Raw genomic sequence first — 25,521 nt, forward strand, 5'->3', positions numbered from 1 at the left:
CCGCACCCGGTCAGGTCATCCGTCGATCGCGGCGACGATCGCGTCGTAGCCGCGATCGGCGGCGAGGTCTCGCGGCAGCACGCCGTCGCCATCGGGGACGGCGGGGTCGGCGCCCTCGGCGAGGAGCAGGCGGACCATCTGCACGTAGCGGTCGGAGCCGTCAGCGAGCACGATCGCCTCGTGCAGCGCTGTCCAGCCCAGGTCGTTGACATGATCGGGGTCGACGCCGGCGGCGAGCAGGATGCGGGCGGTGTCGATCAGGCCACGCTCGGCCGCAGGGATCAGCGCCGTCCCGCCGTATCGGTTGGTGCTGCGCAGGTCCGCGCCGTGGGAGAGGGTCATGCGGAGGATCTCGTCGTGGCCTCGTGCGCCTGCATAGAGATAGGCGGAGTCCTGGATGTCGTCCTTCGCGTTGACGTCTGCGCCGGCCTCGATCAGGATCCGGGCGGCCTCGATGCGGTTGGCCTTCGTCGCGGCGATCAGCGGCGTCATCCCGCCTTCGCCGCGGTGCTCGATGTCCGCGCCGGCCTCGATCAGCGTGCGGACGGCGGAGTCCTGACCCGCCGCGGCGGCGGCGAACAGGGCGTCGGCGTCTGCGGTCATGCGACCCTCCGGGGAAGATGAACGGTCGGCGGCGGAGCCCGTCGGGCCCGGCGTCGCCGGGCCGCATCCGGCGAGGACGATGACGCCCACGAAGAGGACGCTCGCGAGGAGGGTCGGGCGGCGGGCCATGGCGTGGGCTATCGGTCAGCCCCGGCGCGGACGGCCGCCAGGGCGGTGGCGAACCGGACAGCGCGCTGCTCGATGTCGGCCCAGTCGCCCGCCGCGATCGCGGCTCCGTTCGCGAGGTCGCCGCCGGCCCCCGCGGCCACGGCGCCGGCGGAGAACCAGGCGGCGAGGTTGTCGGGGGTGACCCCGCCCGTCGGCATCAGGGTCGCGTGCGGGAACGGGCCGCGCAGCGCGCCGAGGTAGGACGGGCCGCCGAGGGAGGCGGGGAAGACCTTCACGACATCGACGCCGAGATCGAGCGCGGTCATGACCTCGGTCGGAGTGAGGGCGCCGGTCATGACGACCCTGCCGGTGTCCTGCATCGCCCGGGTGAGGTCGGGGAGGGTGCCGGGGCTGACGAGGAACTCCGCGCCGGCCCCCGCCGCGGCGGTGGCCTCCGCCGGCGTCGTCACCGTCCCCGCGCCCACGTGAGCGGCGGCGCCGTGGCGGGCGATGAGCTCGCGGATGACCACGGGGGCGTCCGGCGTGGAGTAGGTCACCTCGATCCCGGTGATCCCGCCTCGGATGAGCGCCTCCGCGGTCTCGAGCGCGGCCTCGGGCGAGGGGGCGCGCAGCACGGCGAGCACTCCGGCGGAACGGGTGCGGGCGAGGCGGTCGGTCATCGGGGCTCCTTCGGTGGGGGACCCTTCCATTCTCCTGGACGCCGGGGCGACGGGCGGCCGAGACTCAGCGCGCCGAGGGCCAGGCGTCGATCGCGTCCTTCGCGTCCTTGAGGCTGAGGCCTGCGTGCTCGCGCAGGAGCTTGATGGCCGAGATCGGCTGCCCCGCGGCGACGAGGCGGTCGATCCCGGCACGGACGTCGGAAGGGAGCGAGGCGGCGGAGAAGGCGCCGAGGCCGGGTCGTGCGGTCGCCGGCGAGGTCGTGGCGCCGGGCCGCCAGCGATCGATCGCGTCCTTCGCCTCCTGCAGGCCGACTCCGGTGCGGTCGCGGAAGACCTTGATCGCGGCGATGGCGCTCCCGGCCGTGACGAGGCGGTCGATCTCCGCGACCGAGGCGGCGTCGAGCGTCTCCGGAGAGACCGTGGCCCGGCGCGACGGGGCGGAGGTGCGCGAGACGGCTCCCGTGACGTCGACGGGCGCCGGGGGCCTCGGTCGGATCGACCGCGCGGCCCACGCCGTGACGAGCAGCAGGACGACGAACCCGACGATCCACATCCACGGTTCCATGGGCCCCAGTCTGGCAGGGTGTTCCCGGCCGCCACCGCGTACCCTGGGTTCATGCCCGCCGATATCCCCTCCTCCTCGTCCTCGCGCTCGTCCGCGACGGCCCCTGGCGCCGGCGAGCGCAACGGAACGGCGGCGCAGGGCGAGGGGATGACGCCGGTGCGTTCGACCCGAGCCCCGCAGGTGCGCCCCGCCACCGAGGGCTGGACGCAGAAGAAGGACGCCGAGGGGCGCCCGCTGCTGCAGTTCGCGAGCCCGAAGCGCGGAAAGCCGCCTGTGCACCTCGCCGACCTCACGCCCGCGGAGCGCGTGGCGAAGGTGACGGAGCTGGGGATGCCCGGCTTCCGTGCGAAGCAGCTCGCGACCCACTACTTCAGGCACTACACCTCTGACCCGGCGGAGATGACCGACCTCCCCGCCGAGCAACGGGCGGAGCTGGTGGCGGGGATGCTGCCGCCGTTGCTCACCGAGGTCCGGCGTCTGGAGACCGACCGCGGCGACACGATCAAGTTCCTCTGGCGGCTGCACGACGGCGCGCTCGTCGAGTCGGTGCTCATGCGGTACCCGGGCCGGATCACCCTGTGCGTGTCGAGCCAGGCCGGGTGCGGGATGAACTGCCCGTTCTGCGCGACAGGGCAGGCGGGGCTCACCCGCAACATGTCCACCGCCGAGATCGTCGACCAGATCGTGCGCGCCAACCGCGCGATCGCGAACGGCGAGCTGGGCGGCAAGCGTCGCGATGACCACTCGATGGAGCGGGTGAGCAACATCGTCTTCATGGGGATGGGCGAGCCGCTGGCGAACTACAGGCGTGTGATGGATGCGGTCAGGACCATGGTCGCTCCGCAGCCGGAGGGTCTCGGGATGAGCGCGCGGGGGATCACGGTCTCCACCGTCGGCCTGGTCCCGGCGATCCGCAAGCTCGCGGACGAGGACATCCCCGTCACGTTCGCGCTCTCCCTGCACGCCCCGGACGACCAGCTGCGTGACGAGCTCATCCCGGTGAACTCGCGCTGGAAGGTCGACGAGGCCCTGGACGCCGCGCACGGCTACTTCGAGAAGACCGGGCGTCGCGTCTCGATCGAGTACGCGCTCATCAAGGACATGAACGACCACGCCTGGCGCGCCGACCTGCTCGCCGAGAAGCTCAACGCCCGCGGACGCGGGTGGGTGCACGTGAACCCGATCCCACTCAACCCCACGCCGGGATCCATCTGGACCGCCTCGGAGAAGCCGGTGCAGGACGAGTTCGTGCGTCGTCTCAACGACGCGGGCATCCCGACGACCCTCCGCGACACCAGGGGCAAGGAGATCGACGGCGCCTGCGGCCAGCTGGTCGCGACGACCGAGGACGAGGCCGCCGCGGCGCTCGTCTGACCGCGTCCGGCCCCGCGCGGCTCATCGGGTTCACAGAGGGTCTCCCCTGGCCCCGCATAGGCCTCGTGCACCGATCTTCCAGCCGTGCTTTCGTAGGTTTGAGGGATGTCCTATTCCGCGCACCGCCCTGGACGGATGGATTCCCAGGGCCGTATCGCCTTCGAGATGGAGGGTGAGCCCGGCACCCCCTCCGAGCCCGAGGACTCCTACTTCGTCCGTGACTACACGCCGACCGGCTCCGAGCCCGCTTCGCCCGGCACCTCTGCGGAGGAGCCCGCGACGGCCGAGCCCAAGCCCGAGCCCAAGGCGGCGACGCCCGAGCCCGAGGCGGCACCGGCCGAGCCGGAGGTGGCACCGGCCGCCGAGCCGGCTGAGGCCCCTTCCGTGCGGGCCCCGTCGAGGACCGAGCTGATCGCCCGGATGGTCTCGGCCTCCGCGGACGCCGAGACCGCGGGCGCCCCGGCGACGGCCTCGCCTCACGGGCAGGAGACCCCGCGGCAGGCCCAGGCCGCGGGGCAGGCCCAGGCCCCGCGGGAGCCGAAGCCGCCGCGTCAGCCCGGCTGGGCCTGGCGCCGCATGGCGATCCTCGGCGGGGCGGAGGGCGGGATCCTCGACCGCGTCCCCAGCGAGACGCCGCGGTTCGTGCAGATGTTCTTCGTCCTCCTCGGCACGGCGCTCGTCTCCGCGCTGTCGATGTTCTTCGCCCTCACCACGGGCGTGCAGGTGCTCGTCTGGCTCGCGATCCCGCTCGCGATCGTCTGGGCCGCGCTCATCTTCAACCTCGACCGCTTCCTCACCTCGACCATGACCTCCACACGAAACGTGTGGCGGCTGATCGGCCTCGCCATCCCCCGCGTGCTCATGGCCGCGGTCATCGGCTTCGTCGTGGCGGAGCCGGTCGTGCTGCAGGTCTTCCACAACGACATCGCGCGCGAGGTCGCCGCGACCAACATCACGCAGGCGCAGTCCGATCAGGACGCGCTGGAGAAGGGGCCGGAGAAGAAGGCGCTCGACGCCGCGTCCGCGCGGCTGAAAGACCTGGAGAACCAGGCCGCCACCGGGGTCGTGGCCGGAACCTCCGCCGACTCCGCCTCGCAGTCCGCCGCGCAGAGCACGGTCGACAAGGTCACCGCGCAGATGGCCGAACAGCAGAAGGTGATCGACCAGGCACGGCTCGTCTACCAGTGCGAGCTGACCGGCGAAGGCGTCGGAACGGTGCCGGGCTGCACGGGCGTGCAGGGTCAGGGCGCCAGCTCGGACGCGGCCAAGGCGCAGCTCGACCAGGCGCAGCAGACCTACGACGCCCTCGCCGGGCAGCTGCGCGCCGCGAACGAGCAGCTCGCCACCGCCGATGCCGCGGCGAAGGAGAACACCTCCGCCTCGGAGGCGCAGAACCGCACGGAGGCGGAGAGCCAGCTCCCCGCCGCGCGCCAGTCGTATGATCAGGCGCTCGCCGCATACAACGCCCGCGCGTCGGCCGTCGCCGACGGGAATGCGGGCGCCATCGGACTGCTCAGCCAGATCAGCGGCCTCAATCGGCTGGCCGAGAAGGCGCCCACGATCTTCTGGGCGCACTGGCTCATCGCCGCGCTCTTCTTCATGATCGAGCTGCTGCCGGTGATCGTGAAGGTCCTCACCAGTTTCGGCGAGCCGTCGCTGTACGAGAAGACGGCGGCGCTGCGCAAGCAGGTCGACCTCGATCGCGTGAGCACGCAGAGCTTCCGCGAGCGTGCGGAGATCATCGCCCGGGGAGCGCAGGACCGCGCGTTCGCCGACGCCGCCGAGGCCGAGGCAGCCCGGCGAGGGGCCGAGGCCGGAGCCGCGGTGGTCGCCGCGGGAGCAGCCGCGGGAGCGGCCCTCGCGACGGTGCCGCAGCAGGCGGCCGCGTCGTCCGGGGCCGCCGACGCGGCGGGGGCATCCGTGGATGTCGGGCCGGCGGGTGCGGAGCGCAACGCGAGGCCGGATGCGGCTGGCGGTTCGGGCTCGTCCGAGAGCCCCGGCCCCGTCCCTAAGTCGGACGAGATTCACTCTGTCGGGTGATTTCCGCGGTTCGGGCCGACAAACGTGCGTTGGCCCGACGAAATGACTGTGCCCGAACGGGGAAGGACGGGTCGGGAGCGGGTCGGACGGCGCGAGGCGGCCCTACGGAACGCTCGCGCCTCTAGCCTGGATCCATGGTCAACTATCGCTACCTCGGCAACAGCGGTCTCAAGGTCTCCGAGATCACCTACGGCAACTGGGTGACGCACGCCTCGCAGGTCGAGGACGATGCCGCCGTCCGCACCGTGCACGCCGCTCTCGACGCCGGGATCACCACGTTCGACACCGCAGACACCTATGCCAACACGGCCGCGGAGGTCGTCCTCGGCAAAGCCCTCGCCGGCCAGCGCCGCGAGAGCCTGGAGATCTTCACCAAGGTCTACTTCCCCACCGGCCCCAAGGGACCGAACGACACCGGCCTCAGTCGCAAGCACATCATGGAGTCGATCAACGGCTCCCTCCGTCGCCTCGGCACCGACTACGTCGATCTCTACCAGGCGCATCGGTACGACCACGAGACGCCTCTGGAGGAGACCTTCCAGGCCTTCGCCGACATCGTTCGACAGGGCAAGGCCCTCTACATCGGCGTCTCGGAGTGGACGGCGGAGCAGCTGCGAGCCGGTCATGCCCTGGCGACGCAGCTGGGCATCCAGCTCATCTCGAACCAGCCCCAGTATTCGATGCTGTGGCGGGTGATCGAGGGCAAGGTCGTCCCCGCGTCGGAGGAGCTCGGGATCTCGCAGATCGTCTGGTCGCCGATGGCGCAGGGGGTGCTCTCGGGGAAGTATCTGCCCGGTCGGCCGGTGCCGGAAGGGTCCAGGGCCACCGACCCGCACTCGGGCGCGCACTTCATCCAGCGCTTCCTCCGGGACGACATCCTCGAGGCCGTGCAGCGGCTCAAGCCCGTCGCGGAGCAGGCGGGCCTCACGATGCCGCAGCTGGCGATCGCCTGGGTGCTCCAGAACAGGAACGTGGCGGCGGCCCTCGTCGGCGCCTCCCGACCGGAGCAGCTCGCCGACACGGTGAAGGCCTCCGGCGTCACCCTGGACGCTGACACCCTCGCGGCGATCGACGCGGCTCTCGGCGACGCGGTCTACTCCGACCCGGCCGACACCGAAACGGTCTCGCCGGCGGCCCGTCTGGTCTGACTGCCCACCGAGACATCCGACGGCCGATCCGCTCTGCGCGGGTCGGCCGTCGTCGTGCGCGGCCCGATCGAGCCGGGAGCGGTCGGTCGGCCGATACAGGACGGGAACTTGTCTTCTCGTCGGGTGCGGAGAGGAGGGGAGTGAGCATCCCGATCGGGGGCGGGATTCGGTGAGGTCAAAAAAACGCCTGATTGACCATGAAAAAAAGATTTATCCCCAAATCGGTTGACTTGTCTCTAGGTCCGAATGCGCCTGGCCTGTGAAGATGAGACAAGTCCGATGACGACCCCACCCGAAAAGGGGGCGTCGCCGGCATCCTTCACTGTCTCAAAGACGAGGTAGCCGTCATGCCCACGACCTCTCTCCCCGCGATCGATCGCGAGAGCGACATCCCGATCTGGTTCCAGATCATGAGGGGCGTCGAGGAAGCCATCGCCAGCGGCCGGTTCCGCCCCGGAGACCGCCTGCCGAGCGAGCACCAGCTCTGCGACGAGCTCAGCGTGTCCCGGACGTCGGTGCGGGAGGCCATGGCCAAGCTGGAGAAGGCCGGGATCATCTCGCGACAGCAGGGCAAGGGCGCCTTCGTCGAGCCGCCGCACGGCCCCTCGGCATGGACGTTGCCCTCGGCGCCGAGCCTTCTGGGCGAGTACGGCGAACGGGGGCGCAGCGCTTTGATCTCCACGATCATCCGCGCCGGGGTCGAGCCCCTGCCCTCCTGGGCCGCCGCCACGGTGGGAAGGGACAGCGAGGGGCAGGGCTTCGTGCTCGAGCGTGTACGGGCGGTCGGCGCCCGAACCGCCGTGCACGTCGTCAACTACATGCCGGCCCGCTTCGCCGGCATCATCCCCGATCTGCGCGACCCGCGAGCGAGCCTCTACGCCGCGATCACCAGGGTGACCGGAGTGCGCATCGCGCGGATGCATCGAACGATCGAGGCGGCCACCGCCGATCGCGTCCTCGGGGCGTTGCTCGAGGTCGAGACGGGCCACCCCGTGGTCGTGGTCGAGGCCGTGGCCTATGACCAGGAGGGCGTGCCGATCGACGTGTCCAGGGCGTCGGTGCGCACCGACCGCCTGCGAGTCAGCGTGGACACGGGCTTCGACGCTCAAGGCTTGCCCGGCGCCGTCGCGTCGGGAAGCTACCCCGGCGGAAGCCGCTGAGACGACGGAAGAAACGAAAGAGGAGTGCCACCCATGACCGAGTCCCCCCTGAAGATCCTCGCGATCGGCGACAGCTACATGTCGGCCGAGCAGATCGCCGCCGCCCTCGCGGACCGCGGATTCGCCGTCGACCGTCGCACGGTGACCGAAGCCGTCCCGACCTGGGACGTGTCCGGCATCCGGGAGTTCGAGGGGGATCCCGCCGAGGTCGCCGACTTGCTCAGGGGTTACGACGTGGCCCTCGTCCACGGGGCGCCGATCACCGCGGAGGTGCTCGAGGCGAACCCCGGACTGTCGATGATCGGCTGCCTGCGGGGCGGTCCGGTGAACATCGACGTCGCGGCGGCGAAGGAGCGCGGGGTGGCGATGTCGATCACGCCGGGCAAGAACGCCGAGGCGGTGGCGGAGCTGACGATCGGGTTCCTGATCTCGATGATCCGCAACGTGCCGGCATCCCTGCACGACGTCGAGGAGCGGCGTGCGTCCGGGGCGCCGCTCGCCGAGTCGACGTTCGAGGGCGCCCGATGGTTCGGGCGGGAGGTTTCCACGCTCACTCTGGGCCTGATCGGATACGGGAACGTCGCACGTCTCGTGTCCGCGAAGGCACGCGCGCTGGGGGCCACGGTGATCGCCTTCGACCCGTTCGTCGATCCCGCCTCGGTGTCGGACGCCGAGCTGGTGTCGAGCCTGGACGAGCTGCTGCCCCGGATCGACGTCCTCAGCCTGCACGCCAGGGCGACGGCGGAGAACCGCCACCTCATCGGGGAGGATGCGCTGGCGGCGCTCCGCCGCGGGGCGCTTCTCATCAACACCGCCCGCGAGAGCCTCGTCGACGAGCAGGCGCTGCTCGCGGCGGTCCGTTCGGGCCAGGTCGGCGGCGTCGCGATGGACGTCAACGAGCCGGACGGCGTCTGGCGCGAACTGGTCGCCCTGCCCCAGGTCGTCCTCACCCCGCACCTCGGCGGGGCCACGCTGGAGACGCTTCAGCGGGGCAGCGAGATGATCGCGGACGACGTCGTCGCCTTCGCCGAGGGGCGTACGCGGAGGTGGTCCTTGTGAACCCGCGGAGCCCGGTCGTCGTCGCTGTCGACGCGGGCACCGGATCCGCCAGGGCGATCGCCTTCGACGCGGCGGGCTCGCCGGTCGCCCACGCGGCCGTCGAGTGGAGCCATGCCCCTGTCCCGGGCCACCCCGGCGGGACCGCGTTCGACGCCGTGCGCGGGTGGGAGGCCGTGTGCACCGCGCTCCGCCAGATGACAGCGGACCTGCGCGGCCGGGAGATCGCCGCGGTCGCGGCCTCCAGCATGCGTGAGGGCTTCGTGCTCTACGACGGCGAGGGCGCGGAGCTCTTCGCCTGCCCCAACACCGACGGCCGTGCGCGGGTCGAGGCCGACGAGCTCGTCGCAGAGGGGCTCGCAGACGAGATCTACGCCACGGGCGGGGACTGGGTCTCCATCACCGCTCCTGCGCGGATCCGCTGGATCGCCCGCCACCGCCCTGAGATCCTGACGCGTGCGAGGCACCTCGGGATGCTCAGCGACTGGGTGAACCGTCGCCTCACCGGCGAGTATCTCACCGACCCGACCTGCGGATCGAGCACGGCGCTGTTCGACGTGGCCGCACGCACCTGGTCGGCGGACCTGGCCGAACGCTCAGGGATCGACCCGCGCATCCTCCCGCCGGTGCTCGAGCCCGGCGCCCGGATCGGCGGGGTGACCCCCGAGGCGGCGACGCAGACGGGCCTGCCTGTGGGGACGCCCGTCGTGATGGGCGGTGCCGACACCCAGCTCGCGCTGCACGCCATCGCCGCGGGCCCCGGTCGTCCCACCATCGTGGCGGGAACCTTCTGGCAGACGACCGCCGTCGTCACGACGCCCGTCATCGATCCCCTCCGTCGTACCAGGACCTTGTGCCACGTGTCGCCGTCGAGCTGGATGGTCGAGGGCATCGGCTTCCTGTCCGGCCTCGCGATGCGGTGGTTCCGAGACGCCTTCTGCCCCGACGCGATCGACCTCGCCCGCGGCGGCGGCGTCAGCGCCTTCGACGTGATGGAGTCGTGGGCCGCCGACGTGCCCGTCGGCTGCGACGGTCTCGTCGCCGTGCTCAGCGACGTGATGCAGGCCGACGCCTGGCATCACGCGACGCCGGCGCTGGTCGGCTTCGACATCTCCGACTCCGCGCGCTTCCACCGGGGGACCGTGGTGCGGGCGATCGAGGAGGCCGCGGCCTTCGTGGCAGACGCCCATCTGGGCATCCTCGACGAGCTGACCGCCGGAGACGCCTCGTCCTCGGGCGAGGTGGCGTTCACCGGGGGCTCCAGCGCCGGAGTCCTCTGGCCCCGCGTCGTCGCGGGTGCGACGGGCCGCACGACGCGCACCACCGAGGCTCCGGAGGCGACGTCCTACGGCGCCGCCCGCCTCGCGGGCTCGGCCGTAGGGCTCGACCTCCCCCCTCTCCTGCACGAGCCGGAGCCCGTCGTGCCCGCAGAAGGAGAGCGGGACGCCTACCGCGCGGCCGCCCGCCGGTGGCGCGAGGTGTACGACGCGCAGCGCGCGGCGACCGTCATGGCCGGCACTCCGGCCCTTTTCACTCCGCCTGGCGCCGCCCGCCCGGCGATCGACGACCACGGACCAACCACGAAGGAGAAACACCATGGCTGATCTCGACGGCAACCGTTCTGCGAAGCAGTTCCATGCCGACGTCCCGGCGGTTCGCTTCGCGAACGCGATCAAGGGTGCTCACGCGCTCGACTGGGGGATGCAGAACCGGCTCTCCCGGATCCTGGACCCCGAGAGCGGGCGGACCGTCATGCTCGCCTTCGACCACGGATACTTCCAGGGACCCACCTCGGGCCTGGAGCGGATCGACCTGGGCATCGCCCCGCTGGCGACGAAGGCCGATGCGCTCATGGGCACCCGTGGCGCCCTGCGGACCTCGATCCCGGCGTCCACCTCGGCAGGACTCGTGGTCCGCGCCTCGGGAGGGCCCTCGATCCTCAAGGACCTCTCCGACGAGCACGTCGCCCTCGCCATGGACGACGCCGTGCGGATCAACGCCTCGGCGGTCGCCGTCCAGGTGTTCGTCGGCGGCGAGCACGAGTCGCGCAGCATCCGCAACATGACGACCCTGGTCGACGGCGGATACCGCTCGGGGGTCCCGGTGCTCGGCGTGACGGCGGTCGGAAAGGAGCTCACGCGCGACGCCCGCTATCTGGGGCTGGCCGTGCGGATCATCGCCGAGCTCGGCGCCCAGATGGTCAAGACCTACTACTGCGAGGACGGCTTCGAGGACGTCGTGGCCGCGTGCCCCGTGCCGGTGATCATGGCCGGTGGGAAGAAGCTGGGTGAGCTGGACGCGCTGCGGATGGCCTCCAACGCGGTCCGCGCCGGCGCCGCAGGGGTCGACATGGGCCGCAACATCTTCCAGAGCGAGGCGCCGGAGGCGATGATCGCCGCGGTCCGCGCCGTGGTGCATGACGACCTCGACCCCGCTGACGCGCACGAGCTCTACCAGGAACGGGCCCGAGGGGGTGCGTCGTCATGACCGATGACCGTATCGTGACCGTCCGCGACGCCGAGCTCCGTTTCGGCGACTGGGGGCCGGGATATCTCTCGAAGGATGGGGCGGCGGCGTTCGGCACGGTCGTCCTCCGCCCGGGAGACGTCTTCGCCAACCACCTCCACGAGCACCACACCGAGAGCTTCCTCGTGCTGGAGGGCGCGGCGGAGATCTGGCTGGACCGCTCGGAACGCCTGGTGGTCTCGGCCGGGCAGCTCGTCCACGCGCGCCCCGGCGAGGAGCACCTCGTGCGCAACCCGTTCGACGCGACCTTCCGCGCGGTCTTCGTGAAGGCGCCCTGGACGGACGGCGACAAGGTGGACCGCCCGTGGGAGCCGGAGGACGAGCGATGAGCGCCCCGGCCGGCTCGACGCTCACCGAGACCGTGACCACCCAGCGGCGACGGGAGAGGCCCGGCGGCGGCACGCTCCGCTCCCGGCTGATCCTCTTCGCCCCGGTGATCGCGCTGCTCGCGCTCGTGATCTTCTTCGCGGTCGCCAGCCCCGTCTTCCTCACCAGCAGCAACCTCGTCAACCTCGTCCGTCAGATGGCGGTGCTCCTCGTCGTCGCCCTCGGTTCCACGTTCGTCGTGCTGATCGGGAGCATCGACCTGTCGATCGGCTCCATCGTCACCCTCACCGGGGTGTCGTCGGCGATGCTGGTCGGGGTGATCGGCCCCTGGGGCGCGCTCGTCGGCTTCGCGGTGGGCGTGGGCTGCGGACTGGTCAACGGGCTCGTGCACGTGTACCTCAAGGTGCCGAGCTTCATCGTCACGCTCGGCACGATGTTCGTCTTCGCCGGCATCGCGCTGATCCTCACCGGCGGGCGTCCCCAGGGACTGCGCTCGCCGGAGCTCTCGGCGATCTTCGGCGGCACCGTCCTCTTCGGCATCCCCACGATCTCGCTCTGGGCTCTGCTCGCCCTGGTCGTCGCGGTCCTCGTCGAGCGCAAGCTGGTCTTCGGCTACCGGGCGAAGGCCGTGGGAGACGCCGAGACCGTCGCGAAGCTCTCCGGGATCGACGTGGAGCGGGTGAAGGTGCTCGCCTTCGTGCTCTCCGGCGTCTTCGCCGCCTTCGCCGGGCTTCTCCTGATGACCAGGACGAACTCGGCGTCGGGCTCGATGGGCGAGCCCTTCCTCATGGAGGCGCTCGCCGCGATCCTGCTGGGCGGCACGTCGCTGATGGGCGGTGTCGGAGGCCCGACGCGCACCATCCTCGGCGTCCTGGTGATCTCGGTGCTGAGCAACGGGATGAACCTCACCAGCGTCGATCCGTTCACGCAGCAGACGATCAAGGGCGTCGTGCTCATCGCCGCCGTCGCCCTGACCCTCAACCGCAAAGAGCTCTCCAGCGTCAAATGACGGGCGGTCGATGCCGCCACCCGAAAGAAGCAGTACAACCCGAACACGAAGGAGTGTGCACGATGTCCACCCCGATGAGAAGGCGACCGGTCCGTGTCGCCGCCGCCACGACGGCAGCCGCCCTCGCGATCCTCGTCTCCGGCTGCGCGAGCCCACAGGGCGGAGACGCCGCCTCGGCCGATCCCGATGCGTCGACCGTCATGGTCCAGGTCCCCACCATGGACAACTCGTACTGGGCCGACGTCATCAAGGGCGCCAAGGAGGCCGCCACCGCCCTCGGCCTGAACGTCGACGTCCAGGTGTACGGCGACTCGACCGACACCCAGCTGAGCCAGGTCCAGCAGGCGGGCTCCAAGGGCGTCGACATGGCGCTCCTGTTCGCGCAGGACCAGGCGTCGTCCCCGACCCTCATCTCGGCGGCGACGGAGCAGGGGATCTACGTCACTAACATCTTCTCCAACCAGGCCTGGTCCACGCCCTCCGACGCGGAGTTCGACGAGCACTACGTCGGGTACTTCCTGCCCGACAACGTGCAGGACTCCTACAACATGGCCACTTCGGTGCTGGAACAGATCGGCGGCAAGGGCAAGGTCCTGCACATCACGGGTCTGCCCGGCAACACCACCGCCGAGGAGCGGCAGCTGGGCGTCGAGAACGCCCTGAAGGAGTTCCCCGGCGTCGAGCTCGTCGGCCGGGAGAGCGGTGGCGAGAACCGCGTCGCCACCCAGCCGGTGATCGAGGACCTGCTCACCGCCCATCCCGACGTCGCCGCGGTGATCTGCCACAACGACGACGAGGCCATCGCGGTCATCAACGCGCTGCGGGATCGGGGCATGAAGGACGTGAAGGTCGGCGGGATCGACGCCATCGACGAGTTCCTCGACGACATGAAGAGCGGCGGCAACGCGGCGGCCACGGTGGCGATCCACGGGTCCTGGTTCGGCGGATACAACGTCGTCCGGCTCTACGACGCGTTCAAGGGGCAGAAGTACACCCCGGCCGAGTCGATGATGTTCCAGGACTCCCTCACGGTGGACACGGCCGAGGCGGCGGGCAAGTACCAGGACGTCGTGTACAAGGCCGACCCGCTCCCGTTCGACTGGAAGGCGATGTCGCGCGCCGAGGCCGGCGACGCCTGGGACACCCAGGTCCCGCTCCGCCCGATCGACCCCGCGGACTACTGGGGACGCATCGGCGAGCCGGCGCCCAGCGGCTACGTGATGCCCGAGGCTCTCAAGAAGGACCTCGACGGCGGAGCCGTGACCGACCTCGCCGCGCTGTACCTGTCCCACGCCAAGGAGAACCCGTTGGGCGGCGTCATCGCGCTCACGCGCTCGGGCTCGTCCTCCTTCGGGCAGAAGTAAGGAGAGGTCATGACGATCGAACCGGGGAGCACGCCCGCGACGACCGCGGCGCGGCTCGAGGCGGTTGGTGTCGGAATGGTCTTCGACACCAACCGGGTGCTCGACGAGGTCTCGATGCGCGTGCTCCCCGGCGAGGTCGTCGGCCTCATCGGGGAGAACGGCGCCGGCAAGTCGACGCTCATGGACATCCTCTGCGGCGCGCTGCGGCCCACCGATGGCGAGGTGCGCGTCGACGGACGTCCCGTGGCGTTCTCCTCGCTGATGGACGGCGCCGCCAGCGGCGTGTTCCGGGTCTTCCAGGAGCAGAGCCTGGTGGCGAGGCTGCCCGTGTCGGTGAACCTGTGCCTCGGCGCGGAGCAGCGGTTCAGCCGGGCAGGGGTCTTCCAACGGAGGCGTGCCCGCGACCACGCGCGCCGGGTGATGGCCGACCTCGGCCTCGACATCGACGTCGACCGTACGGTCGCGTCCTACACCTTCGGCGAACGGCAGCTGCTCGAGATCGCGCGCGCGGTCTCCCTGTCGCGCATCTTCGGCGCGGCATCGCCGGTGATCCTGCTGGACGAGCCGACGGCCGCCCTCGCAGGGCACGAGCTGGAACTGTTCTTCCGGCTGCTGGGATCGCTCCGCGACGAGGGCGCCTCCTTCGTCTTCGTCTCCCATCGCCTTCCGGAACTGCTCAGTCACTCCGACCGCCTGTACGTGATGAAGGACGGCGGCCTCGTCGCCGAGGTCGGGCCGGAGACGTCCGAAGCGGAGCTGCACCGTCTCATGGTGGGCCGTGAGCGGGCGGAGGACATGTACCGCAAGGACCGCCAGTGCGGTCCCGGCGAGACGATCCGCCTCACGGCCCGCGGGCTCGCGGCCCCCGGGCTCGAGGAGCTCGACCTCGAGGTCCGTGCAGGGGAGATCGTGGGCATCGGCGGCCTTCTCGGCTCGGGCAAGAGCCAGCTGGCTGCATCCCTCTTCGGGGCGACGGCGGCGAGCGGGACGGTGGAGGTGGACGGGCAGCGCGTCCGGCGCGGCGTCCGCGCCCACGTGGCCGCCGGGATGGCGTACATCCCTCTGCACCGCCATGCGGAGGGCGCGAGCCTGGGCATGTCGATCACCGAGAACGTCAACGAGGTGACCCTGGGACGCGGATCCCTGGCCCGGATGCGAAACGGCCGTGCCGAGCGCTCGGCCGCTGCGGAATGGTCGGACCGCCTCCGCGTGCGCCGCAGGGCGCTCGAGCAGCCCGTCCGGACGCTCTCGGGCGGCAACCAGCAGAAGGTCGTCTTCGCCAAGTGGCTTCGGGAGGGGGCGGAGGTCATCGTCGCGGACAATCCGACCCGGGGTGTGGACGCGGGGGCGAAGGAGGAGATCTACGAGCTCCTGCGGGATCTGACCGATCAGGGCGCGGCCGTCGTCCTCGTCAGCGACGACCTTCTCGAGCTGATCGGCCTCTCCGACCGGATCCTCGTCCTGCACGACGGGGCGGTCGCCGGCGAGGTGGAGTCCCCGCCCTCGGCGCCGGCCCGGGAGGAGGAGGTCGTGGCATTGATGGTGTGACCGGACCCCGCAGGACAGAACCAGAGAACCGAGAGAGAAGGATGCAATGACCGAGACGACGGGAAACAGCCCGAAGCACGAGATCAGCCAGATCTGCATCGTCGTCCGCGACATCGAGCGGTCGATGAAGGAGTACACCGAGCGGCTGGGGTGGGGGCCGTGGAAGGTGTTCGAGTATGAGGCGCCGTTGCTGCACGACGCCCACCTGCGCGGCGAGCCGGCGGAGTTCACGATGATCGGCGCCGAGACGATGGTCGGCGGCATCGGCTTCGAGCTCATCCAGCCCACCGGCGGGGAGAGCATCTATCAGGAGTTCCTCGACCGGCACGGCGAGGGGGTGCAGCACATCGCGATCATGAAGCACTCGAAGGAGGACTCCGACGAGCTCATCGCCGACGTCGGCGCGGAGAAGGTCATGGGCGGTCAGACCGGGGCCGACATCGAGTTCTACTACCTCGACACGCAGGACACGCTCGGGGTGACCATCGAGAGCGGCACAGGGCACGCGATCGACATCCAGCCCACGCGCATCGTCGGGTGAGCGCGGCGACGGCCGATCCGCGTCTGGTTTGACCGCCGGCCTGACGTTCGGTCATTCCGGCATTGTTTGTCGGGTCAAAGTAACTCTGTCGGCCTAGATCGGACATCCGGGCCGACAGAGTTTCTTCTATCCGGCGAACTGGTTGTGTCAGGCGACGGCGATGTCGACCTGGAGGTCGGCGGCGATCCGCTCCAGCGCCGCGCGCACCGATTCCGGGTCGGCGTCGGCGGGCAGGGTCGCGATGACCTCGGCCTCGAAGAGGCGCCCGCCGGCCATCGCCGCCTCGCGGGTCTCGCTCGTCATGCTCTCGATGCTGAGGGCGTGGCCGCTCAGCGCGCCGGAGATCTCGCGGACGATGCCCGGCCGATCGTTCCCGATCACCTGGATCGTGAGCTGCTGTTCCGCCTCCGCGGGCGTCACCGCCTCCGCGCCCGCGTGGACGGCGACGGTCAGCAGACTGTCCAGCCCGGACAGGGCGGATCGCAGCTCCTGGCTGCGCTCGTCGGCCACGGACACCTCGATCACGCCGGCGAACGTCCCGGCGAGCTCGGCGAGGCGGCTGTTCTCCCAGTTTCCTCCGTGTGCGTCGACGACGTCCGCGACGGCGGCGACGAGGCCGGGGCGATCGGAGCCGACGACGGTCAGGATGAGAGTGGTCATGCGGCCAGCGTAGCGAGCGGCGTCCGGGAGGTCACCCTTGTGGTCTCCGTCGTGGTCGCCTCCCGTGGTCACCACCGGCCGGTGTCGAGGAAGCGCTCCATCTGCGCACGGTGCGGGGCGAGGTCCCAGCCCTGTTCGGCGACCCAGGTGTCGGAGTAGTAGGTGTGGAGGTAGCGGGCGCCGCCGTCGCAGATGAGGGTGACCACGCTTCCCTCCTGGCCGGAGGCGCGCATGCGGGCGATGAGCTGGAACGCGCCGACGAGATTGGTGCCGGTCGATCCCCCGGCCCAGTGCAGGGTGCGGTCCTTGAGGAGGCGGATCGCGGCGATCGAGGCGGCGTCGGGCACCGGAATCATCTCGTCGATGACCGAGGGGACGAACGACGGCTCCACCCGGGGGCGGCCGATGCCCTCGATGCGGCTCGGGGTGCCGGTGGTGTGCCGGGGGTTGCGGTCTTTCCAGCCGCCGTAGAAGGCGGAGCCCTCGGGATCGACCACGGCGACCTTGGTGTCGTGCCGGCGATAGCGGACGTAACGGCCGAAGGTGGCGCTCGTGCCCCCGGTTCCCGCGCCCACGACGATCCAGGACGGGATCGGGTGGCGTTCGGCGGCGAGCTGGCTGAACACGCTCTCGGCGATGTTGTTGTTCCCTCGCCAGTCTGTGGCCCTCTCGGCGTAGGTGAACTGGTCCAGGTAGTGTCCGGTGCACTCCGCGGCCAGGCGTTCCGCCTCCGGATACATCTCCGGTGCGCTGTCGACGAAGTGGCAGCGGCCGCCGTAGAACTCGATCAGGTCGATCTTCTCCTGGCTCGTGGTCCTCGGCACGACGGTGATGAACGGCAGCCCGAGCATCCGCGCGAAGTACGCCTCCGACACCGCCGTCGACCCGCTCGACGCCTCCACCAGCGTCGTGCCCTCCGTGATCCTCCCGTTCACCAGCCCGTACAGGATCAACGACCGCGCGAGACGATGCTTCAACGACCCGGTCGGATGCACCGACTCGTCCTTCAGATACAGGTCGATGCCCCACTCGGGCGGCAGCGGGAACAGGTGCAGATGCGTGTCCGCACTGCGGTTGGCATCCGCCTCGAGCTTGCGGACGGCGGCATTCACCCAGTCGCTCATGCCTCGACAGTACCCGGGCGGGTCTCCTTGCCATGGCCGGGGGAGAGAACGTCACGCCGTCTGTCACGGTGGCGGACGCGGCGGGCGGACGGGTCAGGGCAGGCGATAGGCCAGGGCGGCCGAGCCGTGCATGATGGCCTCGATGTCGTGCCCCCGCCGTTGCGCCCAGTCCGCGACCGTGTGAAACCATGCGTCGCGCTCCTGGGGGCGGTACACGACGCCGCCCGATCCCGTGGTGGCGAGCGCGGAGACGGGCCAGTCGCTGCCCCACATCAGGCGCTCGGGTCCGAAGGCGTCGGCGGCGGCGTCCAGGAAGGGCGTGACCTGGTCGGCGTCCCACGCGCCGCCGGCCTCGGCCGGAAGGCCGGACAGCTTGCAGAAGGTGTTCGGGCGCGCTGCGAGGGCGTGGAGATCGCGGACCCATCGGGCGGCCGGCGTCACGGGGGCGGCGGTGGTTCCGACCTCCGGCTTGCCGAGGTGGTCCAGCACGATGCGCAGGTCGGGAAGCGCGGTGGCGAGAGCGGCCACGTCTGGGAGTTGACGCGCGCGCACGCAGGCGTCGAAGGCCCAGCCACGGGCCGCGACGAGCGCGGCGCCCTCCAGGAACGCCGGGGACGTGGCGTAGCCGTCGGGCTCGCCCTGGAGCAGGTGCCGGACTCCCACGATCAGCGGAAGCCCGTCCAGCGCCGTGAGATGATCCGAGGTCTGCGAGCCGCGGTCGAGTCGGGCGCCCGCGACGATCCCCCGCACGCCCGTGCGTGCGGCATGGGCGGCGACCCAGCGCACCTCGTCGAGGAACTGCTCCTCCGCGCATTCCGCCTGCACGAACACCGCCTCGCCGGGGGAGACGCCGCTGATCCCGGCATCGGCCAGGTCGTCGGCGGCGAACCGGGCCTGCAGAGGCCCGTCGAGCCAGGCGTAGTCGAGGTGCTCGGGGTCCCAGAGGTGGAGGTGCGAGTCGATCGCGTGCATATCGCCATCCTCTCCCATCCGCACGCCCGCGTCGAAGGAGACATCCGATCATTGGCTAGGATGTGCGCTATGGCGGTGACCGACGAGGCGATCGAGAAGATCAAGGCGATGATCGTGTCGGGCGAGCTCGGCCCCGGTGACCGGCTGCCGCCGGAGAAGGAGCTCGCCGAACGCCTCGGGCTCTCCCGCAACTCGATGCGCGAGGCCGTCAAGGCCCTCGAGGTGATCCGCGTCCTCGATGTGCGCCGCGGCGACGGCACCTACGTGACGAGCCTGGAGCCGGATCTGCTGCTGGAGGCCATCAGCTTCGTGGTGGACATGCACGACGACGACTCGCTGCTGGAGCTCTTCGCCGTACGTCGGATGCTCGAGTCGCAGGCGACGGGGCTGGCTGCGACGCACGGTGACGATGAGGCGATCGCGGCGTTGCACGCCGAGGTCGACGGGATCGACTCGTCATCGGTGACGATCGACGATCTCGTCGCGCACGACAGCCGCTTCCACCGCGAGGTCGTGCGGATGACCGGCAACGGCTATCTCGCGAGCCTCATCGAGAGCCTGTCCAGCCAGACCGTCCGCGCCCGGATCTGGCGCGGCCTCACCGAGCAGGGCGCCGTGGAGCGCACGCTCTCCGAGCACCGCGCCATCGCCGACGCGATCGCGCAGCACGATCCGGCCCTGGCGACCTCTCTCGCGACCGCGCACATCGCGGGTGTGGAACGCTGGCTGCGCCAGGCCGTCCAGGCCTGAGCCGCCAGGCGGCCCTGCCCCTGCCCTGGCCCGGCGCCTGCCCCCTGGCCCGGCCCTGGTGTCCCGGTCCGGCTCGCTCACCTCGTCGGTTGCTCCCGTCGCAGAATCTGTCGCTCTGAACGGGAAGTAGCGACAGTTTTTGAGACGGGAGCGGGAGGAAACGACGGATTTCGGGACGGGAGTGAGGAGACGACGCAGGCTGGTCACGGGCGCAGGCTGGTCCGGACGTTGGCTGATCTGGACACGGGCCGCCCGCAGCGGCGGGAGACACCGGTCTCATGGCGATCAGCCGGTGCGGAGCGCGCTGCGGATCCGGCGGATCAGCTCGTCGTCGGCGGCGAACAGCGAAGCGGTGACCTCGATCACGATCCAGCCGGCGGCTCGAAGCCTCGCGATCCGCTCCACGTCCTGTGCATAGCTGGAGTGGTGCACGACGCCGTGGTACTCGACCGCGATCCTCCGCGACGGATAGGCAAGGTCTACGCACGCGAGAAAGCGTCCGGAGGCGTCGTAGACGTCGTGGTTCAGCTCCGGCTCGGGAAGGCCGGCGAGCACGATCCGGCAGCGCAGCGCGGACTCGCGCGGAGACCAGGAGTCCTCCCGCACGAGCTCGACCGCCTCGCGGAGGCGGCCCACGCCGACCCGGCGTCCGGACGCGATCACGTGGCGAAGCTCCTCGACGGTCGTGAGCGCGGGACGGTCGGGCTGAGGCCGTCCGGGCCGTCTGCGCCAGACGCGACAGAGATGATCGCCGAGCGCGACGAGGTCGACGAGGGGGAGCGTCCCCAGCGACGCCCAGGTGCTCGCCGGAGACGAGACGCGGACCCCGTCGAGCATGTGGACGGCGGTCGTCTCGATCCGAGCGCGATGTGCGCGGACCCCGGAGGTGCGGACGAGCGACGCGGTGCCGAACGTGCTGACATGGACCGGGAGGGTCCCACCGTCGACCGGGACGCCGTCGCGAAGCACCAGCGGCAACGGCGCGCCCCAGAGCGCGGCCGCAGACTCATGACTGAGGAACTGGCCCGGACCGAGGCGAGGGGCGTAGGCGCGAATCCGGGACAGCCGCTCGCCCGTCTGACGGGCGTAGAGGTCACGCGGCGGCGAGTCCGTGGCGCCGCCGCCGGTCGTCGAAGGCTCCGCCGGGAGGCGTATGCGGACGCCGGGGAAAGGACGTGCCAGATCGTCGCGCCTGAGGCGCTCCGGGGAGACGCCGGCGCGAAGGGCGTCCCGCACGCTGAACCGCGCCCCGATGTGCCCCGGGAGCTCCTCCGGTCTTCTCATCCCAGAACTCTGGCATCGCCGGCGCGCCTGGCCTGGCGTTTGTCCACATGTGGAGGAGCCGTGATCGCTCCGGCGCTCTGCTCCCGGTCCGTCCGTCTCGGCCCCGCGGACCGCCCGTTGTGCGTGGGCGGACCCTGTTCCGTTCCCGTCTCGCTGCCCGATCCGTCTCGCTGCCCGATCCGTCTCGCCCGGGGGGCCTCCCCGGCCTGGCGGTCTGCCTCACCTGGCGGTATGCCGGCCTGTGGGCGGGCCGCAGTCCGCTCCCGTCCCGAAGTTCGTCGCTTCGAGGCTCGCTTTGCGACAGTTTTCGCGACGGGAGCGGAGGATGGCGACAGATTTCAGGACGAGAGCGGGTCGTCGGCGAGGGCGGGACCGGCGGGGTCGGATCGTGCTGACGGGACCGGCAGGACCGACTCGACGGACGCGGCCGGGCCCGGGCGAGCTACTCCGGGCGCAGGCGCAGCTGCGCCATCCCGCCGTCGACCTCGATGAACGTGCCGGTGGTGGACCCGGAGGCGGGGCTCACCAGGTACAGGACGGCGCCGGCGACCTCCTCCGGCGAGACCAGTCGCCCGTGGGGCTGCCGGGCCTCCAGCGCTGCGCGCTCGGCAGCGGGGTCGGAGGCGGAGTCGAGCAGGCGGCCGACCCAGGGGGTGTCCGCCGTGCCGGGGTTGACCGCGTTGACGCGGATTCCTTCACGGAGGTGGTCTGCGGCCATCGCGCGGGTGAGCGCGGCGACGGCGCCCTTCGACGCGCTGTACAGCGCCCGCTGCGGGAGGCCCGTGGTCGAGGCGATCGACGCGGTGTTGCAGATCGCGGCGGCGGGAGACCTCCGCAGCCAGGGGAGGGCGGCGGTGGTGACGCGGGCGATGCCGGTGACGTTGATGGAGAGGACGCGTGCCCACTCGTCGTCGTCGTTCGCCGTCACGTCCCCCTGCGCGCCGATCCCGGCGTTGTTGACGACGATGTCGATCCGGCCGAAGCGCTCGGCCACGGCGGCGACGGCCTCCTCGACGCTCGACCGATCGGAGACGTCGGCGGTGAACGCGGCGAACCGCTCGTCGGCGTGCGAGGTGTCGCGGTCGAGCACGGCCACCCGGGCTCCCTGGGCGTGCAGCAGCGCGCCGATCGCGGCGCCGATCCCGGAGGCGCCGCCCGTCACGATGGCAACGAGTCCTTCCACTTCGCGGTTCTGCCCGGTCATCGTCCTGCCTTCCATGCGGTGAACTCCTGGCGTTGACCGCCCAGGCCCTCGATGTCGACCTCCACGACGTCGCCGGCCTTCAGATACGGGAACCTCCCGCCGAAGGCGACGCCCTGGGGAGTGCCCGTGAGGACGAGGTCGCCCGGCTCGAGCGCGACGTACTGCGAGAGGTGGTGCACGATCTCGGCGACCGTGAAGATCATGTCGTTCGTGTTCGAGTCCTGGCGCGGCTCGCCGTTGACGAAGCTGCGCAGGCGGAGATTCTGCACGTCCACCTCGTCGGGGGTGACGAGCCAGGGGCCGGTGGGGTTGAAGCCCGGGGCGATCTTGCCCTTCGACCACTGTCCTCCGGAGACCTCCATCTGGAACGTGCGCTCCGAGACGTCGTTGGCGACGGCGTAGCCGGCGATGTGCGCTGCGGCCTCCTCCGGCGAGTCGAGGTAGGACGCGCGGGCGCCGATCACCACGCCGAGCTCGACCTCCCAGTCCGTCTTGTCGCTGCCGCGGGGGATCGTGACCGGGTCGTTCGGGCCCACGACGGTGTTCGGGGTCTTCAGGAAGAGGATGGGCACGGTGGGCGGCTCGGCGCCGGACTCGCGGGCGTGCGCGGCGTAGTTCTGCCCGATGCAGATGACCGCGCTGGGCCGGGCGATCGGCGCGCCGATGCGCAGGTCGCCGGCGCCGGGGATCTCGGGGAGCGTGCCCGCGGCGAGGGCCGCTTGCGTGCGTCCCACCGGATCGTCGGCGAGGAAGTCGCCGTTCACATCGGATGTCACGGAGCGCAGGTCGTAGAAGTGTCCTTCGACCAGAACGGCCGGGATCTCTGCTCCGGATGCGCCAAGCCGCGCGAACTTCATGGGTTCTCCCTTCGGCGCCCGCCCGGGCGTTCCGTTGCCGCGCCGTCGGTGGCGCCTGCGTTGACAGTATAGACATCGGATGTTTACACTCCAAGTGTCCCCGCGATCCGCCGCTCCTCGGCTGATCCGCCCGAGTGAGGAGCACCGTGAGCCGCATCGTCGCGCTGGAGACCAGCGACATCCGCTTCCCCACGTCCCTGAGCCTGGACGGATCGGACGCGATGAACCCCGACCCGGACTACTCGGCGGCCTACGTCGTGATCCGCACCGACGCCGCGGACGGGATCGACGGCCACGCCTTCGTGTTCACGATCGGCCGCGGGAACGACGTGCAGGTCGCCGCGATCGACGCCCTCGCCGCCCACCTCGTGGGGCGCGAGGCCGAACCGCTCCTCGACGACATGGGCGGAACCTTCCGCGAGCTCGTCGGCGACTCCCAGCTGCGCTGGCTGGGCCCCGAGAAGGGCGTCATGCACATGGCGATCGGCGCGGTCGTCAACGCGCTGTGGGACATCAAGGCCAAGCGCGCGGGACTCCCGCTCTGGCAGCTGCTGGCGCGGATGACGCCGGAGCAGCTCGTCGACCTCGTCGACTTCCGCTACCTCTCCAACGCCCTCACCCGCGATGACGCGCTGCGGATCTTCCGCGACGCCGAGGCCGGCCGCGTCGAGCGGGAGCGGGAGCTGCTTGCCACCGGCTACCCGGGCTACACGACGAGCCCGGGCTGGCTCGGCTACTCCGACGAGAAGCTCGAGCGCCTGGCCCGCGAGGCCATCGCCGACGGCTTCACCCAGATCAAGCTCAAGGTCGGTGCGGACCTCGACGACGACATTCGCCGGTTCCGCAAGGCCCGCGAGGTGTGCGGCCCCGACTTCCCGATCGCGATCGACGCCAACCAGCGGTGGGAGGTCGCCGAGGCCATCGCCTGGGTGAACGCGCTCGCCGAGTTCCGGCCGGCCTGGATCGAGGAGCCCACGAGCCCGGACGACGTGCTGGGGCACGCCGAGATCGCCCGGGGCGTCGCGCCGATCAGGGTCGCGACCGGCGAGCACGCGCAGAACCGGATGATCTTCAAGCAGCTCCTGCAGGCCGACGCGATCGGGGTCATGCAGATCGACGCCGTCCGGGTCGCGGGCGTCAACGAGAACATCGCGAACCTGCTGCTCGCGGCGAAGTTCGGCGTGCCGGTCTGCCCCCACGCCGGGGGCGTGGGGCTCTGCGAGGCGGTGCAGCACCTGTCGATGTTCGACTTCGTGGCCGTCAGCGGCAGCCGCGAGGGGCGGATGATCGAGTACGTGGACCACCTGCACGAGCACTTCGTGGTCCCCACCGACATCCGCGGCGGCTCCTACATGGCTCCCACCGCCCCGGGCAACGGCATGGAGATGAAGGCCGAGAGCCGTGAGCTCTACGAGTGGAAGGGCGAGCACGTTGCCGCACGCTGAACTGACCGTCCCCGCCCTCGGCTACGGCGCCGCCAACGTCGGGAACCTCTTCCGCCCGCTCACCGACGACGAGGCCTGGGCGGTGCTCGACGCGGCCTGGGAGAGCGGGATCCGCTTCTACGACACCGCCCCGCACTACGGCCTCGGGCTGTCGGAGCGTCGCCTCGGCGCGTTCCTGCGCACCAAGCCCCGCGACGAGTACGTGCTGTCGACCAAGGCGGGTCGTCTCCTCCGACCGAACCCCGACGCCGCCGGCGGCCTCGACACCGCGAACGACTTCCACGTGCCCGACGACCTCCGCCGCGAGTGGGACCTCTCGGCGGAGGGGATCAGGACGAGCCTGGAGGAGTCGCGCGAGCGGCTGGGGATCGAGCGCATCGACGTGCTCTACCTGCACGACCCGGAGCGGCACGATCTGGACCTTGCCCTGCGCGAGGCCTTCCCCGCGATGGAGGCGCTGCGCGCCGACGGCCAGGTGGCCGCCATCGGGATCGGCTCGATGGTCTCCGAGGCGCTCGCCGCTGCCGTGCGCGCCGCCGACCTCGACCTCATCATGGTCGCGGGGCGCTACACGCTGCTCGAGCAGCCGGCCGCCGCCGACGTGCTCCCCGCGTGCGCCGAGCGCGGCACCGGGATCGTCGCGGCCTCGGTCTTCAACTCGGGTCTGCTCGCCCAGAGCGAGCCGCGGCGCGACGGCCGATACGAGTACGGGTCGCTGCCGGACGAGCTCTGGGGTCGTCTCGTGCGGATCGCCGACGTCTGCCGTTCCTATGGCGTGCCCCTGCCGGCTGCAGCGCTGCAGTTCCCCCTGCGGTCGGCGCTGGTCCGCTCGGTCGTCGTCGGGGGGAGCCGGCCCGAGCAGCTTCGGCAGAACGCGGAGTACGCCGCCCTGCCGATCCCCGGCGACCTGTGGCGTGAGCTCGCCGCCGACGAGCTGATCCCCGCCTGAGCCCTCCCGTCGCCCGTCCAGCTTCCTGGCCTCGCCTTTCCGTTCCCGTCGCGATTTCTGTCGGCATTTCGCGCAGATAGCGACAGAAATCGCGACGGGAACGCAGCGCGGAGGTGAGGCGGAGGCGAGCGGGACGGGGCCGCGGGGCCGGAGCGGAGGCGAGGCGGGGCGGGCACGGGCGACAGGGACGAAAACGGACAGGGACGAAAGCGGACAGAGACGAAGCG

24 protein-coding genes are annotated in these 25,521 nt (G+C 71.1%); 15 read left to right on the top strand and 9 right to left on the bottom strand.

Annotated features, from left to right (window positions below; all coding sequences use genetic code 11):
• Nucleotides 1-15: 15 nt before the first annotated feature.
• The 3 genes from ACP15J_RS11470 to ACP15J_RS11480 all read right to left on the bottom strand — a co-directional run bounded on the left by ACP15J_RS11470 (nt 16) and on the right by ACP15J_RS11480 (nt 1,956).
• Nucleotides 16-732, bottom strand: coding sequence for an ankyrin repeat domain-containing protein (locus ACP15J_RS11470; protein WP_424937128.1), 717 nt, complete (start codon nt 730-732; stop codon nt 16-18).
• Nucleotides 733-740: 8 nt separating this feature from the next.
• The gene (locus ACP15J_RS11475; protein WP_424937129.1) at nt 741-1,391 is read right to left on the bottom strand and encodes a bifunctional 4-hydroxy-2-oxoglutarate aldolase/2-dehydro-3-deoxy-phosphogluconate aldolase; all 651 of its coding nucleotides are present in this window, start codon (nt 1,389-1,391) and stop codon (nt 741-743) included.
• A gap of 64 nt (nt 1,392-1,455) precedes the next feature.
• The gene (locus tag ACP15J_RS11480) at nt 1,456-1,956 is read right to left on the bottom strand and encodes a hypothetical protein (protein ID WP_424937130.1); all 501 of its coding nucleotides are present in this window, start codon (nt 1,954-1,956) and stop codon (nt 1,456-1,458) included.
• A 147-nt stretch (nt 1,957-2,103) separates the two neighbouring features.
• Between ACP15J_RS11480 and rlmN the strand changes: the two genes are divergently transcribed.
• From rlmN to ACP15J_RS11540, 12 genes are all read left to right on the top strand, one after another.
• Nucleotides 2,104-3,330, top strand: coding sequence for a 23S rRNA (adenine(2503)-C(2))-methyltransferase RlmN (gene rlmN, locus ACP15J_RS11485; RefSeq protein WP_424980952.1), 1,227 nt, complete (start codon nt 2,104-2,106; stop codon nt 3,328-3,330).
• A gap of 105 nt (nt 3,331-3,435) precedes the next feature.
• Nucleotides 3,436-5,370 (top strand): DUF4407 domain-containing protein, encoded by a 1,935-nt coding sequence (locus tag ACP15J_RS11490; RefSeq protein ID WP_424937132.1) that lies wholly within the window; start codon nt 3,436-3,438, stop codon nt 5,368-5,370.
• A gap of 134 nt (nt 5,371-5,504) precedes the next feature.
• Complete coding sequence (locus tag ACP15J_RS11495; RefSeq protein WP_424937133.1) at nt 5,505-6,518, top strand: aldo/keto reductase family protein; 1,014 nt, start codon at nt 5,505-5,507, stop codon at nt 6,516-6,518.
• A 347-nt stretch (nt 6,519-6,865) separates the two neighbouring features.
• Nucleotides 6,866-7,678: a GntR family transcriptional regulator gene (locus tag ACP15J_RS11500; protein ID WP_424937134.1), complete on the top strand. Its 813-nt coding sequence runs from the start codon at nt 6,866-6,868 to the stop codon at nt 7,676-7,678.
• Between the two features lie 33 nt (nt 7,679-7,711).
• Complete coding sequence (locus ACP15J_RS11505) at nt 7,712-8,737, top strand: NAD(P)-dependent oxidoreductase (RefSeq protein WP_424937135.1); 1,026 nt, start codon at nt 7,712-7,714, stop codon at nt 8,735-8,737.
• Complete coding sequence (locus ACP15J_RS11510) at nt 8,734-10,338, top strand: FGGY family carbohydrate kinase (RefSeq protein ID WP_424937136.1); 1,605 nt, start codon at nt 8,734-8,736, stop codon at nt 10,336-10,338. Before ACP15J_RS11505 ends, ACP15J_RS11510 begins: the two co-directional genes overlap by 4 nt.
• Nucleotides 10,331-11,221 (top strand): 3-hydroxy-5-phosphonooxypentane-2,4-dione thiolase, encoded by an 891-nt coding sequence (gene lsrF, locus ACP15J_RS11515; protein ID WP_424937137.1) that lies wholly within the window; start codon nt 10,331-10,333, stop codon nt 11,219-11,221. The genes ACP15J_RS11510 and lsrF overlap by 8 nt, the downstream gene beginning before the upstream one ends.
• Nucleotides 11,218-11,589: a cupin domain-containing protein gene (locus tag ACP15J_RS11520; protein ID WP_424937138.1), complete on the top strand. Its 372-nt coding sequence runs from the start codon at nt 11,218-11,220 to the stop codon at nt 11,587-11,589. Before lsrF ends, ACP15J_RS11520 begins: the two co-directional genes overlap by 4 nt.
• On the top strand, nt 11,586-12,596 hold the full coding sequence (locus tag ACP15J_RS11525) for an ABC transporter permease (protein WP_424937139.1): 1,011 nt from the start codon (nt 11,586-11,588) through the stop codon (nt 12,594-12,596). The genes ACP15J_RS11520 and ACP15J_RS11525 overlap by 4 nt, the downstream gene beginning before the upstream one ends.
• Before the next feature lie 62 nt (nt 12,597-12,658).
• A complete protein-coding gene (locus tag ACP15J_RS11530; protein WP_424937140.1) occupies nt 12,659-13,960 on the top strand; it encodes a sugar ABC transporter substrate-binding protein in 1,302 nt (433 codons plus the stop codon).
• A 9-nt stretch (nt 13,961-13,969) separates the two neighbouring features.
• Nucleotides 13,970-15,508 (top strand): sugar ABC transporter ATP-binding protein, encoded by a 1,539-nt coding sequence (locus ACP15J_RS11535; protein WP_424937141.1) that lies wholly within the window; start codon nt 13,970-13,972, stop codon nt 15,506-15,508.
• Between the two features lie 46 nt (nt 15,509-15,554).
• Nucleotides 15,555-16,049: a VOC family protein gene (locus ACP15J_RS11540; RefSeq protein WP_424937142.1), complete on the top strand. Its 495-nt coding sequence runs from the start codon at nt 15,555-15,557 to the stop codon at nt 16,047-16,049.
• 147 nt (nt 16,050-16,196) lie between these two features.
• Here ACP15J_RS11540 and ACP15J_RS11545 read toward each other — a convergent pair whose 3' ends face one another.
• The 3 genes from ACP15J_RS11545 to ACP15J_RS11555 form a co-directional block, all read right to left on the bottom strand.
• Entirely contained in the window at nt 16,197-16,709 is a 513-nt protein-coding gene (locus ACP15J_RS11545) for a glycine cleavage system protein R (protein ID WP_424937143.1), read from the bottom strand.
• A gap of 68 nt (nt 16,710-16,777) precedes the next feature.
• Complete coding sequence (locus ACP15J_RS11550) at nt 16,778-17,833, bottom strand: PLP-dependent cysteine synthase family protein (RefSeq protein WP_424937144.1); 1,056 nt, start codon at nt 17,831-17,833, stop codon at nt 16,778-16,780.
• A gap of 93 nt (nt 17,834-17,926) precedes the next feature.
• Complete coding sequence (locus ACP15J_RS11555; protein ID WP_424937145.1) at nt 17,927-18,805, bottom strand: amidohydrolase family protein; 879 nt, start codon at nt 18,803-18,805, stop codon at nt 17,927-17,929.
• A gap of 69 nt (nt 18,806-18,874) precedes the next feature.
• Between ACP15J_RS11555 and ACP15J_RS11560 the strand changes: the two genes are divergently transcribed.
• Nucleotides 18,875-19,555 carry a FadR/GntR family transcriptional regulator gene (locus tag ACP15J_RS11560; protein WP_424937146.1) on the top strand — a complete coding sequence of 227 codons (681 nt, stop codon included), beginning with the start codon at nt 18,875-18,877 and terminating at the stop codon, nt 19,553-19,555.
• A 285-nt stretch (nt 19,556-19,840) separates the two neighbouring features.
• Here ACP15J_RS11560 and ACP15J_RS11565 read toward each other — a convergent pair whose 3' ends face one another.
• From ACP15J_RS11565 to ACP15J_RS11575, 3 genes are all read right to left on the bottom strand, one after another.
• Nucleotides 19,841-20,839, bottom strand: coding sequence for a hypothetical protein (locus tag ACP15J_RS11565; protein ID WP_424937147.1), 999 nt, complete (start codon nt 20,837-20,839; stop codon nt 19,841-19,843).
• Between the two features lie 442 nt (nt 20,840-21,281).
• Nucleotides 21,282-22,043 carry an SDR family NAD(P)-dependent oxidoreductase gene (locus ACP15J_RS11570; protein ID WP_424937148.1) on the bottom strand — a complete coding sequence of 254 codons (762 nt, stop codon included), beginning with the start codon at nt 22,041-22,043 and terminating at the stop codon, nt 21,282-21,284.
• Complete coding sequence (locus ACP15J_RS11575; protein ID WP_424937149.1) at nt 22,040-22,900, bottom strand: fumarylacetoacetate hydrolase family protein; 861 nt, start codon at nt 22,898-22,900, stop codon at nt 22,040-22,042. Before ACP15J_RS11575 ends, ACP15J_RS11570 begins: the two co-directional genes overlap by 4 nt.
• A 146-nt stretch (nt 22,901-23,046) precedes the next feature.
• On the opposite strand from ACP15J_RS11575, the gene ACP15J_RS11580 reads away from it, so the two are divergent.
• Both ACP15J_RS11580 and ACP15J_RS11585 read left to right on the top strand, forming a co-directional pair.
• Nucleotides 23,047-24,345 carry an L-fuconate dehydratase gene (locus ACP15J_RS11580; RefSeq protein ID WP_424937150.1) on the top strand — a complete coding sequence of 433 codons (1,299 nt, stop codon included), beginning with the start codon at nt 23,047-23,049 and terminating at the stop codon, nt 24,343-24,345.
• Nucleotides 24,332-25,294 (top strand): aldo/keto reductase, encoded by a 963-nt coding sequence (locus ACP15J_RS11585; protein ID WP_424937151.1) that lies wholly within the window; start codon nt 24,332-24,334, stop codon nt 25,292-25,294. Before ACP15J_RS11580 ends, ACP15J_RS11585 begins: the two co-directional genes overlap by 14 nt.
• The last annotated feature ends 227 nt before the right edge of the window (nt 25,295-25,521 follow it).

This window comes from Microbacterium sp. S308A+, from assembly GCF_049800815.1.
In the GTDB taxonomy this organism is placed as follows: Bacteria; Actinomycetota; Actinomycetes; order Actinomycetales; family Microbacteriaceae; genus Microbacterium.